Source organism: Sphingomonas sp. SP4, assembly GCF_058313375.1.
Window position 1 is genome coordinate 103,829 of record NZ_JBZFLE010000002.1, and the last position, 17,966, is coordinate 121,794.

Genomic DNA, 17,966 nt, shown 5'->3' on the forward strand with positions numbered 1-17,966 from the left:
TCTTCGCGCGTCGACATGCCCGAAATGCTCCGTCCGACCCCTGTGAGCGACGTTCGCTGCTGCGTCGAACGCCTGATGTCAGTTCGGTCTCCAATACCGATGGCATGGCGCCTGGGCGAATTCCTGGCAGCGAGCGGCAGGGACCTGATCATGGCGAGGGTCATGGCGTCCCGGAACATTGGCGACGCACTCGAAACGATTCAGGCGAACCACTGTCTGTTCACCAATATCCGGACGGTCGCCCATCGCGCTGGACGCGGAAACGACCTTGCCGTGATTCACCGTAAAGCATCGATCGACGATCCGGTTATTGGGTTTCTCTTCCAAGTGACGGTCGCCGGCAAACTCGCCCGTATGTTCAACATCTACACGGGGTCCGCTAAGCAGAAGGAAGTGGACTTGGCGGCTCCATCTTTCGGCCATCTGCTGGAGCGGTTGAGTCGCGAGCTAGACTTCCTCACACTCGACTACCGCGACGATGAAATTGCGGTTGAGCTGACGCCAAACGTGCTGACTCATCGCATTTCCGATGTCGACGACCAGGTGGTCGCGGCGATCGATCACGAGCTTCAGCGCAAGGCGGCAAAACTGCCCGCCAACGGCAGCCTGAAAGACCAGATCAAATATCACCTGCGTTCCAACAATTTCGCGGAAGTCTCCCTGGACGAGGTGTGTGAAACGTTTCGCATCCACAGGCGCACGCTGACGCGCCTGCTTCGCAACGAACGCACTACGTTCACAAACATTCTGAAGGATCTAAGGCGTGAGCGTGCCATCCAATTGGTCCAACACACCAACGTGCCGCTGAAGCGCATCGCCACGGAGCTCGGCTTCAACAGCGACGCCAGCTTCTGCATGGCGTTCAAGAGCTGGACCGGCGAAGCGCCGAAGCGCTACCGGACGAATGCCTCTTGGCGGACCCGGGCTAACGACGATGCAATGTCGAAGGCCGCGCTCGTCAACTGAACAAGCACCTATCGCGCGTAATCGCGTCTGACTTTCGCGACTTCTCCCGGCCGGTTGCCTCTCGGCCCGCCTTGGGGTACAGGCGCGCGCTTCCGGAAATCGGAAAAGCTGCGGGAGAGCGCTTCGGCGTTCGTCTGGACCGCTAAACTTGAACGGACTTCGGTCCACTAAAGAGTGAGACATGGCAAAGAAAATCACCGGCTATATCAAGCTGCAGGTGCCTGCTGGCGCCGCAACGCCCGCTCCACCGATCGGCCCGGCCCTCGGTCAGCGCGGCGTCAACATCATGGAATTCACCAAAGCGTTCAACGCCGCGACGCAGGAACTCGAGCGCGGATCGCCGATCCCGACCGTGATCACCGTCTATGCGGACCGTTCGTTCTCCTTCACGACCAAGACGCCGCCGGCGTCCTTCCTCCTGAAGAAGGCAGCGAAGATCCAGAAGGGCTCGTCGGAAACCGGCAAGTCGACTGCGGGCACGATCAAGCGCTCGCAGCTTCGTGAGATCGCCGAGGTCAAGATGAAGGACCTCAACGCGAACGACCTCGACGCCGCGTCGAAGATCATCGAAGGTTCCGCCCGCGCGATGGGCCTCAACGTGGTGGAGGGCTAACCGATGGCTAAGCTCACCAAGCGTCAGAAGGCTCTGCAGCCGGTCGATCGCGAGAAGCTCTACGGCGTCGATGAAGCCATCGCGCTCGTGAAGAGCAATGCGACGGCGAAGTTCGACGAGACCGTCGAAGTCGCGCTGAACCTGGGCGTCGACCCGCGCCACGCGGACCAGATGGTTCGCGGCGTGGTCAACCTCCCCAAGGGCACCGGCAAGGAAGTCCGCGTCGCCGTCTTCGCCAAGGGCGCCAAGGCCGATGAGGCCAAGGAAGCCGGTGCTGACGTCGTCGGCGCTGAGGACCTGATGGAGACCATCCAGGGCGGCCAGATCGACTTCGATCGCGTCATTGCGACCCCGGACATGATGGGCGTCGTTGGGCGCCTCGGTAAGGTGCTGGGTCCGAAGGGGCTGATGCCGAACCCGAAGCTCGGCACGGTCACCATGGACGTCGCCAAGGCCGTCAACGACGCCAAGTCGGGCCAGGTCGAATTCCGCGTCGAGAAGGCGGGCATCGTCCACGCCGGCATCGGCAAGGCTTCGTTCTCGGAAGCCGACCTCAAGGAAAACTTCACGGCGTTCATGGACGCCATCGTCAAGAACAAGCCGTCGGGCGCCAAGGGCAAGTTCGTCCAGAAGCTTTCCGTCAGCTCGTCGATGGGCCCGGGCGTGAAGGTCGACCTGACGGAGGTCGCCGGCGCCTGAACGTCACATGACCGCTAAGTGAATTCTGGCGGTCGCTACATTTTGAAGAGGCCGGAAGGCGCCCGATACGGCGTTTTCCGGCCTTTTTCTTTGTGTTTCAGGTGCTTGCCCTACCTGAACGGGAGATAAATGTTGCCCCCTGGCCACACTTTCAGATGACCCCGGCCGCTCCGGGCCGAAATTAAGAAACCTTAACGGGATGGGCGGGTTCGGGGCCCCCGAGGGGCGTACCCAAAGTCAGTTGAAGGAATAGAGTAATGAGAAAATTGTTGTTGGCCGCAGCAGCGACCACGGCCGTCATTGCGGTGCCCGCCGCAGCGAAAGACGGATCGCCCTATGTCGGCATCGAGGGGGGTGTCCTCTTTCCGAAGAGCCAGGACGTCTTCGGCAGCGTGGACTTCACCGACCCGGCCGTAGCCGACATCACCCGCAGCGACGTCGCCAGCGTCAAGTACAAGACCGGCTATGATCTCGACCTGATCGGCGGCTACGACTTCGGCATGTTCCGGCTCGAGGGCGAGCTTGGTTACAAGAGCGCCAAGGCCAAGAGCGTTCGCTTCAGCGACACGTTCGTCAATGGGCTGAACGCCGGTGCTGGGACCGCGTTTACCAACGACACCAGCTTCAACATCGATGATCGTACCAAGACCTTCTCGGCGATGGTCAACGGCCTGCTCGACTTCGGCGGCAACACCGGCATCGGTGCCTATGTCGGCGGCGGCGCCGGCTATGCCAATGTGAAGCAGTTCGGAAGCAGCAACGGCAAGTTCGCCTGGCAGCTGCTTGCCGGTGTCTATTATCCGGTCAGCAACAACATCGATATCGGCCTGAAGTACCGCTACTTCCGCGCCGGCAAGACGAATGGCAGCGACAGCTTCGCGTTTGATCCGGGAACCGGGACCTGCGGAACGGCGACTTGCTCCGGCGGAACGGCGTTCTTCGACACCGACAGCCGCTTCAGCTCGAACAGCGTGCTGGCGAGCCTGGTCTACAACTTTGGCGGTGCGACCGCGGCTCCGCCGCCCCCGCCCCCTCCGCCTCCGCCGCCCCCTGCGGCTCCGGCGACCCAGACCTGCCCGGACGGATCGGTGATCGAAGCCACGGCTGCTTGCCCGGCTCCGCCGCCTCCGCCTCCGCCCCCAGCACCCGTCGAGCGGGGTGAACGCGGCTAAGCCGCCAGTTCGCGACCCTCGGTCGGGATTCGCCAGTCGGTCCCGGGCAAGGCACCTGCGCCTTGCCCGGGACTTTCGTTCTTGAGTATGCCCATCGAACCTTTCGGGCCGTTCGTCGAAACGGCGCAGCGGCGGGGTGAGAACCGCTGCCTTACAGTCCACAACAGCTGCCTCCGGCAGTTCCCCCGACATGAGGATTTTCGATGAAGCGTGCCCTGATCCTGCTTGCGTCCGCCGCGTTCGTTTGTGCGGCCTCCACCTCTATCGCCACGCCCCAGGCCGACACGGTCGATACGAGCGTTCCGACGCAGCTCCCGCGCACTGCTGTCCCGCACCATTATGCCATCACGGTCACGCCGCACGCTCAGAAGCTGACGTTCGATTCCACGGTCGCGATCGACCTTGAGGTGGTTCAGCCGACCCGGACACTGACGCTCAATGCCGCGGACCTGAAGCTCGCTTCAGCGACGATCACTCCAGCCAAGGGTGGCGCAGCCGTTTCGGCCACCATCGCGGCCGACGCGAAGGCGCAGAACGTCACGCTCACCTTCCCGCGGCAGCTTGCGGCCGGCAGCTACAAGCTGAAGATCGTCTATTCGGGCAAGATCAACACGCAGGCCAACGGGCTGTTCGCGCTCGATTACAAGAATAAGGAAGGCAAGGACGCCCGCTCGCTGTTTACGCAGTTCGAGGCGGCCGACGCCCGCCGGTTCGTGCCGAGCTGGGATGAGCCGGATTACAAGGCGACCTGGGACCTGACGGCGCGCGTCCCGGCTAACGAAATGGCGGTCAGCAACATGCCGGTCGCCGCCAGCAAGAATGTCGCGGGTGGCCTCAAGGAAGTGCGCTTCCAGACCACGCCGACCATGTCGTCTTACCTGCTGTTCTTCGCCACCGGAGATTTCGACCGAATCACGAAGAAGGTCGGTGATCGTGAAGTCGGTGTGGTGATGAGCCGCGGCAATGGTCCGAAGGGCCAGCTCGCCCTCGACGCCGAGGCGCAGATCCTGCCCTACTACAACGACTATTTCGGCACCCCTTACCCGCTCCCCAAGCTGGATAACGTTGCCGGGCCCGGCCAGTCCCAATTCTTCGGCGCGATGGAGAATTGGGGCGCCATCTTCACCTTCGAGCGCATCCTGCTCAACGACCCGGCGATCACCAGCGAAGGCGAACGCCAGGCGATCTTCGGCGTCGAGGCGCATGAGATGGCTCACCAGTGGTTCGGCGATCTCGTCACCATGGCGTGGTGGGACGACCTGTGGCTGAACGAGGGCTTCGCCAGCTGGATGGCGAACAAGGCGACGCAGCACTTCCATCCGGATTGGGGTGCCGACATCGCCCGGGTCCAGGCACGCGAAGACGCGATGGGCCTCGACTCCTTCAAGTCGACTCACCCGATCGTCCAGGAGGTCCGCACGGTCGAACAGGCCAACCAGGCCTTCGACACCATCACTTATGAGAAGGGCGAGTCCGTCCTGACGATGCTGGAAGGTTTCGCCGGCTCCGACACCTGGCGCTCCGGCATCCGAGGCTACATGGCCAAGCACAAGTATCAGAACACGCGGACTGATGACCTTTGGGCAGCGATGGAGAGCGCCGGCGCCACCGGTCTCGCGACCATCGCCCGCGACTATACCAGCCAGCCCGGCGTCCCGCTGATCCAGGTCGGCGCATCGCAATGCGTCAATGGACAGACCGTCGCGACCATCACCCAGTCGCAATTCTCCAGCGACCAGCGCGCCGAAGTCGCTGCCAAGCCTCTGCGCTGGCGCGTTCCGGTTCGCGCAAGTGCGGGCGGTGCCGTTACGCAGGTCGTGACCAACGGCCCGACGGCGCAGATCTCGGCTCCCGGCTGCGGCCCGCTGCTGCTCAACGTCGGTCAGACCGGCTACTACCGCACGCTGTACACTCCGGCGCAGCTTCAGGCGCTTCAGGGCGCTTTCCAGCGGCTGAGCGCCGTTGACCAGTACGGCGTGCTCAACGACCAGATGGAACTGAGCGCGACAGGCTATCAGCCGATGGCTGCCGGTCTCAATTTCGTTCGTGAGGTGCCGGTCAACGCGAACGCCCAGTTGGTCCAGGCGGCGGTCGGCGTCTGGAGCGGACTTTATGACGATTTCGACAAGGATCCCGTCACGCAGGCGACGATCGCTCAGCGCGTGTCGCGCCTTTATGGCCCCCGCCTGCAGCAGCTTGGCTTCGTACCGCGGCAGGGGGAACCGGCCACGGACGCCCTGCTTCGCGGCACCTTGATCGGGACACTCGGCAAGATGCGCGATCCGGCGGTGCTCGCCGAAGCCAATCGTCTCTTCGCAGCATGGCAGACCGATCCGAACGCGATCCCCGGTTCGCTCAAGCAGACTTGGCTCCGCGTCATCGCGCGCAATGCCGACACGAAGACCTGGGAGGCGCTGCACGCCAAGGCTCAGGCTGCCACCGGCTCGGTGGAGCGGACGTCACTCTATCAGCTGCTCGGTGCCAGCCGCGACGAAGCACTTGCTCGCCGCACGCTCGAGCTGGCGCTTACCAAGGAGCCCGGTTCGACGGTCAGCGCCGGCATGATCACCACGGTGGCCGACCAGCATTCGCGGTTGGCCGTCGACTTCGTGCTCGCCCACCTCGCGCAGGTGAATCAGCTGATCGATATCTCCGGCCGCTCCCGTTTCATGCAGAGGCTCGTACAGGGCAGCAACGACGCGACCCTGATCCCGACGCTTGAGGCCTACGCTAACGCTAATCTCGCGGCGACGGATCGCAAGCCGATCCAGCAGGCGATCGACAAGCTCCGCTTCCAGTCGTCGATCCTCCCCCGCGTGAAGACGGAAGTGGCGGCCTGGCTGCAATCGCATCCAGCCTGATCGCCGAAACAGGCGTTCAATCGCGAAGCTTTGCTGAGGATGGCAGCTTCCATTAAGCTGCCATCCTTGGAGAGTTTGATGCTTCCGGCGTTTATCGCTGCAGCCTTGCTGTCCTCGGCGCCCGCATCATCTCAGCCTTTGCCCGGCAAACCTTCGATCACTGCAGCCGAGCAAGCGCAACTCCGGGACATTCTCGATCGCGGAGTGCGCCTGTATGACTTCGACCAGGCTGCCTGGCAGACAACGAACACGATGCGCGACGACCTGCCAGCGGGGCAGCAGGCATTGGTCAAAGGCTGGGTCGTGGCTGAACGCCTCGACGTCGAACGCGTGAGCTATTTCGGTCGCGATGGCGCCAAACCGTATTTGATCTACTCAGCGGATTGGGACGGTAAGCAGGTAATCGCCCGGCGGGTAGCCACGCGTCACGAAGACCTGGGAGTGCAAGAGCTGAAGCTCGTGGCGGCACTGGATGTGGCCACCCCCGCGTCGGCCAACCTGGCGCGCTGCAGCGATGCGCGTTTCAATACGGTCGTTTTGCCCGGCAAGACGAGTACCGACCCCGTTTCGGTTTACTTCCTGACACCGCAGACGATCACCGGAAGCTATCCCTTTGGCGGGCATTATCGGATCGATGTGAAGGACGGTGCGATTGTCAGCCAGCGCGCATTCGCGAAATCTTGTCTCCAAATGGCTGTGCCTAAGGGCGAGCAGCCCGTGGCCATGGCTGTGACGCACCTGCTCGACCCCATTCCCACCGAGATTCACGTCTTTAACGTCTATGCGAGTGGGGTCTCGGTCATCGTGATGGTTCAGGATAAGCGCATGTACGCGATCGAGCTGAACAGCGGTCAAGCGAACATAAGGCTGGTCAAACCAAGCAAGTAGACAGCGAGTGCCTTGATTGCGCCCGTAATTTCGCTATAGGGCCGCGCTTCGCGCCGGGCTCGCCTGGCGCAGCCGTCCGAGACAGCTGCTGAGGTTCGCCTCTTAATCTGCAGCCTAGACGGGGACAGGAATCATTCGAAGCGCTTTGGGCGCTTCGTCGTGCGTTGCTGCGGCGACGCCATCGATCCAAGCCCCACGGACTTAACCGCTCAGGCTTTCGGGCCTGAGTTTTGTTGAAGCTCGTTCGGAGCGATCCGGACGAAAAGTTGGAGTTGGCATGGATCGTTCGCAAAAAGCCGATCTGGTCGCCGAGTTGAAGCAAGTCTTCACCGACACGAGCGTGGTTGTGATCACTCGCAACCTCGGTCTGACGGTGGCGCAGTCCACGGACCTGCGCCTGAAGATGCGCGACGCAGGCGCTCAGTTCAAAGTTGCGAAGAACCGGCTTGCCCTGATTGCGCTCGAGGAAACGCGTTACAAGCCGATCGGCGACCTTCTCAAGGGTCCGACCGCGCTTGCAACGTCGGTAGACCCCGTCGCGGCCGCCAAGGTGGCGGTCGATTTCGCCAAGACGACCGACAAGTTCGAGATCGTCGGCGGAGCGATGGGCGACACGCTTCTCGACGTGAACGGGATCAAGGCGCTTGCCGAGCTTCCGTCGCTTGACGAACTGCGTGCGACCATCGTGGGCCTTATCCAGGCGCCCGCGACCAAGATCGCCCGCACGATCAACGAGCCCGGCGCTCAGCTGGCACGGGTCTTCGGCGCTTACGCAGCACAGGCCGCTTAAGCCGCACTTTTTCAATCAACGCACGACAATCGGGGCAATGGCCCCACAAGGAGTAACAAATGGCTGACATCAATTCGCTGGTTGACCAGCTTTCCGAACTGACCGTCCTCGAGGCCGCGGATCTCGCCAAGGCTCTCGAAGAGAAGTGGGGTGTCTCTGCTGCGGCTGCGGTCGCGGTTGCCGGCCCAGCTGCTGGCGGCGCTGCCGCTGGTGGTGCACCGGCTGAAGAGAAGACCGAATTCGACGTCATCCTGACGGGCGACGGTGGCAAGAAGATCAACGTGATCAAGGAAGTCCGTGCGATCACCGGTCTTGGCCTCGGCGAGGCGAAGGCGCTGGTCGAAGGCGCTCCGAAGCCGCTCAAGGAAGGCGTCAACAAGGACGAAGCCGAGAAGATCAAGAAGCAGATCGAGGAAGCCGGCGGCACCGTCGAACTCAAGTAAGCTTCTTCAGCTTCTCAGCTGAGAAACAAGGAAGGGCGGCTCTTCGGAGCCGCCCTTTTCTCATGGGGCGAATGGCTGCTCCGCGGCCAGGATCGTCACCGGCCGTCTCCCGTCAGCACCGGCTTGCCTCAGTAACAGGGTTAACACTGATTCGCCCCGAAACGGTTTTTCCCGTAATGAAGGGTCATTGGGGGCAGCACCAATGACCAGAAAAGCAACTCACAAACGCAGGTATTTGATTGCCGGCGCAGCGGTCCTTTCGGTGGGCCTGTGCGCGGTCGGCCTTGCCAGTTTCTATACGTCGTTGGGCCCGATCGCGGGCACGGTCGTGCCGCAACTATATGTCGATGCATTGCCCGGAGCGCAGATTCCGGTGCGCGGCCGGTACATCCTGGTCGATGCCGCGTCTGCTCGGCTCTACATGATCGAGGACGGCCGGGTTCGAGATTCAATGCGCGTCATCGTCGGCAAGCCTGAAACCCCGACGCCGGAGCTGAAGAGCGTTCTCCACTACGAGACGCTGAATCCCTACTGGCACGTAACGCCCGAGATGGCGAAGACGATCATCGCTCCGCGCGTTCTCAAGGACGGCGATCCCTACCTCATCCAGCAGGGGTATGAAGTCCGCACTGGCTGGGGGCCGGACGCAACCACTCTCTCTCCTGACAGCGTCGACTGGAAAGCGGTCGCGGCGGGCAGCGAGGAGGTTTACGTCCGCCAACGTCCCGGCCCAGCGAACTCCTTGGGCCATTACAAGTTCGACATACCGAACAGCGATGGGATCTACCTTCACGACACTCCGAGGAAGGAGCTCTTCACGCAGGATCAGCGCGCCTTGAGCCATGGCTGTGTCCGTCTGGAAGATGCGCAGAGACTAGCGCGTTGGCTCCTCGGCAAAGACCCACCCGCGGTAATCGAGCCCGAGGAACATGTCGCCCTGCCGCAGCCTGTGCCGATCATGATCAGCTATCTGGACCTGAAGAGCCGGACGCAGCTCGCAATGTTGCAGTAGGATCGCCGGCTTCAGGCTAGCGAGTTCAGGAACTCGTCGATCGCTGCCACCGCTTCCGGCTCGTCGAGTTCGGGCGCGTGGCCGACGCCATGCACCAGTGCAATCTTCGCCTGAGGCGCCGTCGCTTGCATCTTCTCGGCAGCTTCGGCGCTGAGCAGGTCGCTCAGCTCGCCACGTACGATGAGCAAAGGCTTCTGGGCGACCGCGGCGAATAGGGGCCACATGTCGATCGTCGGCGTCGCCCCCGCCGTTTCGAACGGCTTCACGATCGCCATGTCGTAATCGAAGCGGATCTCGCCATTCTCTTCGCGGCACACTCGGCGCGCCACATTCACCCAGTCGTCCGGGGTGTAGGCTGCGGGAGTGTATTTGTTGTTGCGGGCGATGGCGTCGGCCGCATCTTCCCAACTCGGGAACCGCACGTCCTTACCGAGATAGCCGCGGATGCGCTCCAGCCCTTCCTGGCTGAGCTGCGGCCCCACGTCGTTGAGGACTGCGGCGGCAATCCGCTGCGGCGCCATCGCGGCAACGGCCATTGTGACTAGCCCACCGAGGGACGTGCCAACAAAAATGGCCTGCGGGATGTTCAGCAGATCGAGCAGCTGAATGACGTCGTTGGCATAGGTCAGAGGATTGTAACGCTGCGGCTCCGGATCGTAGTCGCTTTGCGCCCGGCCGCGGAATTCCAGCGCCAGCACCCGAAAACGGGGGTTGTAGCGTTCGCCGATGAGTGCGAAATCGCGGCTGTTGCGGGTGAGGCCCGGGAGGCAGAGCAGAGGCGGCCTATCGCTGCTGCCCGGATAGTCGCGATAATGCAGCCGCAGACCGTCAGAGACGGTCACATACCCGTCGGCATATCGCTTGCCGGCGCCGCTCTCCTCCTCGCTCATGGCTCTAGCCCCGAACGCAGCATTCGGCTCGTGACCTCGGCCACCGCCTTGGGGTCGGCACTCGACCACACCGAATAGCGAAGGCCGAGAAACACGTTCGCACCCATCATTGCCCAAGCCAGGATCTCAAGCTCCTCGTTCGAATAGTTGCCACTGATTTCACCCACGTCGCGCGCGGCGACAAGCCTCGCGGCTATCCGGCTCGCGGTCGTTTCATAATGGTCGCGATAGGCGCCCTGCTCTACGAACTCCGCTTCGTCGATGATGCGATAGACGTGCCGGTGCGTCCGGGCGAACTCTAGGAACGATTCCAGCGCACGCCGCTCGCCGTCAATCGCGTCCGTCGCGTCGTTGAACGCCGGTGCGACGCGGTCGCGGACCTGGGCGGACATGTCGCGTACCAGCGCATTGAACACCGCCTCCTTGGAATCGAAGTAAGTGTAGAAAGTGCCGAGCGCGACGCCAGCCCGCTGCGTGATTCCGACGATCGAACTTTCGGAATAGCCGCGCTCGCCAAACTCGTCGCGGGCGGCATCGAGAATCTTGCGCAGCGTACGTTCTCCACGCGCGGTACGCGGCGCCTTGCCATCGCTGGCCGCGCTTGCAGCTTCATCCTGAACGACGCGTGCCCCCATCCGTCCCCCTCTAGTGGATGATGGGTGTATCCCACAAATTTGAAAGTTGAAAGGCGGTTCAACTTTCAGTAACGACGCTACCAACTACAGGTGCAGCAAGCGCCTGAAGGGGGAGAACATCACAATGCGCGTTACTTCCGCACGCGCCGCTCTGTTCGGCACGGTTGCCGCCGCGGCGCTCTACACGACTCCGGCTTTCGCCCAGACCGCTCAGCAGACGACGCAAGAAGCGAACCAGCAGCCCGCAGCTCCGGCAGCCACTGGCGCGGCGAATGCGGAGGGCTCCGACAATAATGCCGAGATCGTCGTTACGGCCCGCCGCACGCAAGAGCGCCTGCAGCGCGTGCCGATGTCGGTTTCAGCGTTCAACGAACGCGCGCTCGATCGCATCCAGGCTTTGGACATCACTGGATTGCAGGGCGCGGTTCCGAACCTCAACATTGTGCAGGGCCGCGGCTCCTCGAACGCCGCCAACATCTACATTCGCGGCATCGGCCAGCCCGACGCGCTGCAGACCTTCGATCCGGGCGTCGGCGTCTATCTCGACGACGTCTATCTCTCGCGCATTCGCGGCAACCAGCTCGACCTTCTCGATGTCGAGCGGCTCGAAGTTCTCCGCGGGCCGCAGGGAACGCTCTACGGCAAAAACACCATTGGCGGTGCGATCAAGTACATCACGCGCAAGCCCGGCCAGGATACTCGCGCCAGCGCGTCCCTGGACTTGGGTGACTATCGTAACTTTGAGATCAAGGCCGCCGCGTCCGGCCCCATCACCAACACGATCGCCGTTGGCGTCGCGCTGATCCGTGCCACGCACGAGGGCTACGTCCGCGACACGATCCTCGACCGTCGGTACAACGATAAGGACACAATCGGCGGACGGGCAATGCTGGCGTTCACGCCTTCGACCAAGCTGCGCGTCGACCTGGCCGCCGATTACAGCCACGACGACACCACCCTGAACGTCGGCCGTCCGGTCAACAATCTGGTGAGTGCGTTCAGCTTCGTCGAAGTGGTCGACGATCCCGTTGGCGCGAGCCGCTACAATTGGAAGGGTACCACCACGCCGGCCCTTCCGAACTCCACCCGGCTGAAAAGCTACGGGTTCTCAGGTACCGTCACTTACGATCTGACCGACGCATTGGCGTTCAAGTCGATCACGGCCTACCGCAACCTCAAGACCGATGACTATATCGATATCGATGCCAGCAAGTGGCAGGTCGGCGATGTCTTTGTCGGCGTTAGGCAGCACCAGACGAGCCAGGAATTCCAGCTCACTCAATCGGGCGACCGGCTGAACTATGTGTTCGGGCTCTATTATTTGAACGAGCGCGTGAGGTCGCATCAAGAAGCCTATGCGAGCGACTACCTGCGCGTGACGCCGACCTTCGCCTACACGTTCACCCGCTTCATCGACGACGATCTCGATACGAACAGCTACGCAGCATACGGCAACGTTAGCTACATGATCCTGCCAAAGCTGCGGCTTTCGGGGGGCTTGCGCTACACGCACGAGACGAAGAACTACGACCGCCTGACGACGGTCGATTCCAACTTCCCGCTGCCGATCTTCCCGCCCTACGCCTTCGATCCGCCCAAGGGTAAGTGGAACAACTTGGCGCCGATGGCGACCATCGACTACCAGGTGACTCCTGCCACCATGCTCTACGCGCGCGTGGCTTCGGGCTTCAAATCTGGCGGCTTCAACGGGCGCTCGAACAGCCTCAAGGAATCGAGCGAGTATAAGCCGGAGAAGGTCCTGTCGTACGAGGCGGGCGTCAAATCGACCCCACTGCCGCACCTGCGCGTGGACGGCTCGGTGTTCTACAACAATTACAAGGACTTCCAGGCGCGCGTCGGCGATACAGATACGACCACCCCAATCCCTACGCCGCTGCTGACCGTGCTCAACGCCGGCAAGATGCGGATCTGGGGCTCGGAGCTCGAAGCGAGTTGGACTCCGCTGCAGGGCCTGCTGCTCGACACCCAGATCGGCTATCTCAACGCCAGGTACACAGAGTTCTTCGATCGCCGCTTCCCCAATGACAGCCGCGCCTTCCAGACGCCGGCTTTCTCACCGAAGTGGACGATGCGGTTCGGCGCTCAATACTCAGCCGGGCTCGGCCGTGCCGGCGGACTGACAGTCGGTGCGCAGACGCGCTTCAAGTCGCGCACGGCGCTGGCGGTGGACAATACGTATATCGTCTATCCGACCGGAAACACGGAAGGCGTGGGCACCAAGGATGAAGTCGAAGCGCTCTTCCAGAACGCCTACTGGACCTACGACGCCCGCATCGTCTGGGAAGATCCGTCGAAGAAGTTCACCCTTGGGCTCTACGGCTACAATTTGACCAACCAGCGCTACAAGACGGACGCGCAGGAATTCTCCAGCGTCGGGCAGATCCGGACCGTCTACTACGGCAATCCGCGGACGTTCCTGGTGCGCCTGACCGCGCGCTACTGACGAGTTCGAAAACATCCGAAAACGTGAGGGCGGCTCCCACAAGGGCCGCCCTTAACTTTTTAGGCGCCGCACCCCTTTTCATCTGTAGGAAAAGGACTATATCGGCCCAATCCAACACATATCGGCTCTGGCCGCACCATGGCGTGCGCCCGGGGCTTTTCCCGTCCTCTCCGGGACAGGGTCCGAACGGCGCACGGACCGCAAGCATTGGAGAGGGTAGCGGGACAGCGCTCCAGACAATGGCCGGCACCAGCCGGCAAACAAAGGCGGAGCGCGGGGCCACCTGCGTTGCCGCGCAGCGCAGGGAAGCACATGGCCACCAAAGCGATCGACGCACCGCGGAAGACCACGAGCGGGCTCAAGACCAACTCGCGGCGTATCCGCAAGATCTTCGGCAACATCCACGAAATCTCCGACATGCCGAACCTCATCGAGGTTCAGCGCGAGAGCTACGAGCAGTTCCTCCGCTCGGACCCGTCAACGGGTTACGTCTCCGGTCTCGAGAAGACGCTCCGTTCGGTGTTCCCGATCATGGACTTCGCCGGCACGGCGCACCTCGACTTCGATCATTATGAGCTCGAAGAGCCGAAGTACGACACCGACGAGTGCCGCCAGCGCGGCCTGACCTATGCCGCGCCGATGCGCGTCACCCTGCGCCTGACCACCTTTGAGATCGATCCGGAGACCGAGGCCAAGTCGGTGATCGATATCAAGGAGCAGGACGTCTACATGGGCGACATGCCGCTCATGACGATGAACGGCACTTTCATCATCAACGGCACCGAGCGCGTCATCGTTTCCCAGATGCACCGCAGCCCGGGCGTGCTGTTCGACCATGACCGCGGCAAGACCCACGCCAGCGGCAAGTATCTCTTCGCCGCGCGCGTCATTCCGTACCGGGGCAGCTGGCTCGACTTCGAGTTCGACGCCAAGGACATCGTCAACGTCCGCATCGACCGTAAGCGCAAGCTGCCGGTGACGGCCCTGCTTCATGCCCTCGGCATGTCGAGCGAGGAGATCCTCAACACCTTCTACAAGCGCGTGAGCTACGTGCGCGGCAAGAACGGCTGGCAGATCCCCTACTCGGCCGAAGCATGGCGCGGTCAGAAGCCGAACCATGATGTGGTCGACGCCGACACCGGCGAGGTCATCTTCAAGGCGAATGAGAAGATCACGCCGCGCCGCGCCAACCAGGCCGCCAAGGATGGCGTGAAGAACCTCATCATCCCGACTGAAGAGATCTTCGGCCGCTATTCGGCTTACGACCTGATCAACGAGAAGACCGGCGAGATCTACATCGAGGCCGGCGACGAAGTCAGCGAGGACAATCTCGCGAAGCTCGACGCGGCCGGCGTGAAGACGCTCGAGCTGCTCGACATCGACTTCATCAACACGGGTCCGTGGATCCGCAACACGCTGAAGGCGGACAAGAGCGAGGACGGCGATAGCGCGCTGGCCGACATCTACCGCGTCATGCGCCCCGGCGAGCCGCCGACGCGCGAGACTGCGGATGCGCTCTTCTACGGCCTGTTCTTCGATCCGGAGCGGTATGACCTTTCCGCGGTTGGCCGCGTAAAGCTCAACATGCGCCTCGGCCTCGATGCCGAGGACACCGTTACGACGCTGCGCAAGGAAGACATCCTCGCGGTCGTCCAGGAGCTGGTGAACCTCAAGGACGGCAAGGGCGAGATCGACGACATCGACAATCTCGCCAACCGCCGCGTCCGCTCGGTCGGTGAGCTGCTCGAGAACCAGTATCGCGTCGGCCTTCTCCGCATGGAGCGTGCGGTCAAGGAGCGCATGAGCAGCGTCGACGTGTCGACGGTCATGCCGAACGACCTTATCAACGCGAAGCCGGCGGTTGCCGCGGTCCGCGAGTTCTTCGGCAGCAGCCAGCTCTCGCAGTTCATGGACCAGACCAACCCGCTGTCCGAAGTCACCCACAAGCGCCGCGTTTCGGCGCTCGGGCCGGGTGGTCTCACCCGTGAACGCGCGGGCTTCGAGGTCCGCGACGTTCACCCGACGCACTACGGCCGTATCTGCCCGATCGAGACGCCTGAAGGTCCGAACATCGGCCTCATCAACTCGCTCGCCAGCTTCAGCCGCGTGAACAAGTACGGCTTCATCGAGACGCCGTACCGCAAGGTCGTCGACGGCAAGGTGACCAACGAGGTCGTCTACCTGTCGGCGATGGAAGAGGCGAAGCACACGATCGCCCAGGCGAACGCCGAGATCACCAAGGACGGCGGCTTTGCCGAGGACATCATCTCGGCCCGCCGCAACGGCGAGTTCCTGATCGCTCCGCGCGAACAGATCACGCTGATGGACGTGTCGCCGAAGCAGCTCGTTTCGGTCGCGGCCTCGCTCATCCCGTTCCTCGAGAACGACGACGCGAACCGCGCTCTCATGGGTTCGAACATGCAGCGTCAGGCCGTGCCACTGATCAAGGCGGAAGCGCCGCTGGTCGGCACCGGCATGGAAGAGACGGTTGCTCGTGACTCGGGTGCGGCCATTGCGGCCCGCCGCTCGGGCGTGGTCGACCAGGTCGATGCTTCGCGTATCGTCGTTCGTGCGACGGGCGAGCTGAAGCCGGGTGAGTCCGGCGTCGACATCTACACGCTGATGAAGTTCCAGCGCTCGAACCAGAACACCTGCATCAACCAGCGTCCGCTGGTGAAGGTCGGTAACACGGTCGAGGCCGGCGAGATCATCGCGGATGGTCCGTCGACTGAATATGGTGAGCTCGCGCTTGGCCGGAACGTGCTCGTCGCGTTCATGCCGTGGAACGGGTACAACTATGAGGACTCGATCCTGATCTCCGAGCGGATCGTGAAGGACGACGTCTTCACCTCGATCCACATCGAAGAGTTCGAGGTCATGGCCCGCGACACCAAGCTCGGGCCGGAAGACATCACCCGCGACATTCCGAACGTCGGCGAGGAAGCGCTCCGCAACCTCGACGAGGCGGGCATCGTCTACATCGGTGCCGAGGTCGAGCCGGGCGATATCCTGGTCGGCAAGATCACGCCGAAGGGCGAAAGCCCGATGACGCCGGAAGAGAAGCTTCTGCGCGCCATCTTCGGCGAGAAGGCTTCGGACGTCCGCGACACGTCACTCCGGCTCCCGCCGGGCGTCAGCGGCACCGTCGTTGAAGTGCGCGTGTTCAACCGGCACGGCATCGACATCGACGACCGTACCCGCGCCATCCAGACCGAAGAGAAGGAGCGGCTGAAGAAGGACGCCGACGACGAGCGTGCGATCCTCAACCGCGCCACCTTCTCGCGTCTTCGCGAGATGCTCATCGGCCAGGTCGCGACTGCTGCCCCGAAGGCGATCAAGAAGGGTTCGACCCTCGACGACGCCACGCTCGAGGCTGCTGAGCGTCACGACTGGTGGAAGATCGCCGTCAAGGACGACAAGCGCCAGGCGGATATCGAAGCGCTGAAGGCGCAGTACGACGAGGCAGCGAACGTCATCAATCGCCGCTTCGAAGACCGCGTCGAGAAGCTGGAGCGTGGCGACGAGCTGCCGCCGGGCGTGCTCAAGATGGTCAAGGTCTTCGTAGCCGTGAAGCGCAAGCTTCAGCCGGGCGACAAGATGGCCGGCCGTCACGGCAACAAGGGCGTCATCAGCCGGATCCTGCCGATCGAGGACATGCCGTTCCTCGAAGACGGGACGCACGCTGACATCGTTCTGAACCCGCTAGGCGTGCCGTCGCGCATGAACGTTGGGCAGATCTTCGAGACGCACCTTGGCTGGGCGTCGCGCGGGCTGGGTCGTCAGATCCAGGAACTGCTCGAAGGCATGCACGAGCGCGGCAAGGACGTTGCTGGCAAGGACGTGAAGGCGATCCGCACCAAGCTGAAGGACGTCTATGGCGACGGATACGCCAAGGACATCGACAACCGTGACGACGATGCGGTGATGGAGCTTGCCTCCAACCTCACCGCAGGCGTTCCGATGGGTACGCCGGTGTTCGACGGCGCCCGTGAGCCGGACGTCAGCGCGATGCTGGAGAAGGCTGGTCTCAACACGTCGGGACAAGTCACCCTGTACGACGGCCGGACCGGTGAGCCGTTCGATCGCCAGGTGACCGTGGGCTACATCTACATGCTGAAGCTCCACCACCTTGTGGACGACAAGATCCACGCGCGCTCGATCGGGCCGTACAGCCTCGTCACCCAGCAGCCGCTGGGCGGTAAGGCTCAGTTCGGCGGACAGCGCTTCGGTGAGATGGAAGTGTGGGCGCTGCAGGCATACGGCGCTGCCTACACCCTTCAGGAAATGCTGACGGTGAAGTCGGACGACGTGATCGGCCGCACCAAGGTCTACGAGGCGATCGTCAAGGGCGACGACACGTTCGAGGCCGGCATTCCGGAGAGCTTCAACGTGCTCGTCAAGGAAATGCGCAGCCTCGGTCTCAACGTCGAACTCGACAGTGTCGAGGATCCCGACGCGGAGCCGACCGCCATCGCCGCCGAATAACTGAACAGGTTCCAACACCCCTCCCCTTCGCGGGAGGGGTCAGGAGTA

Annotated in this window: 13 protein-coding genes; 11 read left to right on the plus strand and 2 right to left on the minus strand. The window is 62.7% G+C overall.

Annotated elements, in window-relative coordinates:
* The first annotated feature begins 99 nt into the window (after positions 1–99).
* From AC4GYV_RS09780 to AC4GYV_RS09820, 9 genes are all read left to right on the plus strand, one after another.
* Positions 100–966, plus strand: a complete 867-nt coding sequence (locus AC4GYV_RS09780) for a helix-turn-helix transcriptional regulator (protein WP_491100524.1) — start codon at positions 100–102, stop codon at positions 964–966.
* 181 nt (positions 967–1,147) lie between these two features.
* On the plus strand, positions 1,148–1,579 hold the full coding sequence (rplK, locus tag AC4GYV_RS09785; RefSeq protein WP_491100525.1) for a 50S ribosomal protein L11: 432 nt from the start codon (positions 1,148–1,150) through the stop codon (positions 1,577–1,579).
* Positions 1,580–1,582: 3 nt separating this feature from the next.
* Positions 1,583–2,278: a 50S ribosomal protein L1 gene (gene rplA, locus AC4GYV_RS09790; RefSeq protein ID WP_491100526.1), complete on the plus strand. Its 696-nt coding sequence runs from the start codon at positions 1,583–1,585 to the stop codon at positions 2,276–2,278.
* A 257-nt stretch (positions 2,279–2,535) separates the two neighbouring features.
* Entirely contained in the window at positions 2,536–3,450 is a 915-nt protein-coding gene (locus AC4GYV_RS09795) for an outer membrane protein (RefSeq protein ID WP_491100527.1), read from the plus strand.
* Positions 3,451–3,653: 203 nt separating this feature from the next.
* A complete protein-coding gene (locus AC4GYV_RS09800) occupies positions 3,654–6,311 on the plus strand; it encodes a M1 family metallopeptidase (RefSeq protein ID WP_491100528.1) in 2,658 nt (885 codons plus the stop codon).
* A gap of 78 nt (positions 6,312–6,389) precedes the next feature.
* Complete coding sequence (locus AC4GYV_RS09805) at positions 6,390–7,199, plus strand: hypothetical protein (RefSeq protein WP_491100529.1); 810 nt, start codon at positions 6,390–6,392, stop codon at positions 7,197–7,199.
* A gap of 277 nt (positions 7,200–7,476) precedes the next feature.
* A complete protein-coding gene (gene rplJ / locus AC4GYV_RS09810; RefSeq protein WP_491100530.1) occupies positions 7,477–7,989 on the plus strand; it encodes a 50S ribosomal protein L10 in 513 nt (170 codons plus the stop codon).
* Positions 7,990–8,048: 59 nt separating this feature from the next.
* Positions 8,049–8,432 carry a 50S ribosomal protein L7/L12 gene (gene rplL, locus AC4GYV_RS09815; protein ID WP_491100531.1) on the plus strand — a complete coding sequence of 128 codons (384 nt, stop codon included), beginning with the start codon at positions 8,049–8,051 and terminating at the stop codon, positions 8,430–8,432.
* Between the two features lie 202 nt (positions 8,433–8,634).
* The gene (locus tag AC4GYV_RS09820) at positions 8,635–9,444 is read left to right on the plus strand and encodes a L,D-transpeptidase family protein (protein WP_491100532.1); all 810 of its coding nucleotides are present in this window, start codon (positions 8,635–8,637) and stop codon (positions 9,442–9,444) included.
* A gap of 11 nt (positions 9,445–9,455) precedes the next feature.
* On the opposite strand, the gene AC4GYV_RS09825 is transcribed toward AC4GYV_RS09820, so the two are convergent.
* Together AC4GYV_RS09825 and AC4GYV_RS09830 are read right to left on the minus strand one after the other, a co-directional pair.
* Positions 9,456–10,334 carry an alpha/beta fold hydrolase gene (locus AC4GYV_RS09825; protein ID WP_491100533.1) on the minus strand — a complete coding sequence of 293 codons (879 nt, stop codon included), beginning with the start codon at positions 10,332–10,334 and terminating at the stop codon, positions 9,456–9,458.
* Positions 10,331–10,969: a TetR/AcrR family transcriptional regulator gene (locus AC4GYV_RS09830; protein ID WP_491100534.1), complete on the minus strand. Its 639-nt coding sequence runs from the start codon at positions 10,967–10,969 to the stop codon at positions 10,331–10,333. The genes AC4GYV_RS09825 and AC4GYV_RS09830 overlap by 4 nt, the downstream gene beginning before the upstream one ends.
* A 124-nt stretch (positions 10,970–11,093) precedes the next feature.
* On the opposite strand from AC4GYV_RS09830, the gene AC4GYV_RS09835 reads away from it, so the two are divergent.
* Together AC4GYV_RS09835 and rpoB are read left to right on the plus strand one after the other, a co-directional pair.
* A complete protein-coding gene (locus AC4GYV_RS09835) occupies positions 11,094–13,433 on the plus strand; it encodes a TonB-dependent receptor (protein ID WP_491100535.1) in 2,340 nt (779 codons plus the stop codon).
* Positions 13,434–13,745: 312 nt separating this feature from the next.
* Positions 13,746–17,918 carry a DNA-directed RNA polymerase subunit beta gene (rpoB, locus tag AC4GYV_RS09840; protein ID WP_491100536.1) on the plus strand — a complete coding sequence of 1,391 codons (4,173 nt, stop codon included), beginning with the start codon at positions 13,746–13,748 and terminating at the stop codon, positions 17,916–17,918.
* Positions 17,919–17,966: the final 48 nt, after the last annotated feature.

Bases quoted from the DNA above. Each gene is read 5' to 3' on its own strand.
- rplA (WP_491100526.1), top strand. From the start codon at position 1,583: ATGGCTAAGCTCACCAAGCGTCAGAAGGCTCTGCAGCCGGTCGATCGC.
- AC4GYV_RS09780 (WP_491100524.1), top strand. From the start codon at position 100: ATGGCATGGCGCCTGGGCGAATTCCTGGCAGCGAGCGGCAGGGACCTG.
- AC4GYV_RS09800 (WP_491100528.1), top strand. From the start codon at position 3,654: ATGAAGCGTGCCCTGATCCTGCTTGCGTCCGCCGCGTTCGTTTGTGCG.
- rplL (WP_491100531.1), top strand. From the start codon at position 8,049: ATGGCTGACATCAATTCGCTGGTTGACCAGCTTTCCGAACTGACCGTC.
- rplK (WP_491100525.1), top strand. From the start codon at position 1,148: ATGGCAAAGAAAATCACCGGCTATATCAAGCTGCAGGTGCCTGCTGGC.
- AC4GYV_RS09835 (WP_491100535.1), top strand. From the start codon at position 11,094: ATGCGCGTTACTTCCGCACGCGCCGCTCTGTTCGGCACGGTTGCCGCC.
- AC4GYV_RS09825 (WP_491100533.1), bottom strand. From the start codon at position 10,334: ATGAGCGAGGAGGAGAGCGGCGCCGGCAAGCGATATGCCGACGGGTAT.
- rpoB (WP_491100536.1), top strand. From the start codon at position 13,746: ATGGCCACCAAAGCGATCGACGCACCGCGGAAGACCACGAGCGGGCTC.
- AC4GYV_RS09830 (WP_491100534.1), bottom strand. From the start codon at position 10,969: ATGGGGGCACGCGTCGTTCAGGATGAAGCTGCAAGCGCGGCCAGCGAT.
- rplJ (WP_491100530.1), top strand. From the start codon at position 7,477: ATGGATCGTTCGCAAAAAGCCGATCTGGTCGCCGAGTTGAAGCAAGTC.
- AC4GYV_RS09795 (WP_491100527.1), top strand. From the start codon at position 2,536: ATGAGAAAATTGTTGTTGGCCGCAGCAGCGACCACGGCCGTCATTGCG.
- AC4GYV_RS09805 (WP_491100529.1), top strand. From the start codon at position 6,390: ATGCTTCCGGCGTTTATCGCTGCAGCCTTGCTGTCCTCGGCGCCCGCA.
- AC4GYV_RS09820 (WP_491100532.1), top strand. From the start codon at position 8,635: ATGACCAGAAAAGCAACTCACAAACGCAGGTATTTGATTGCCGGCGCA.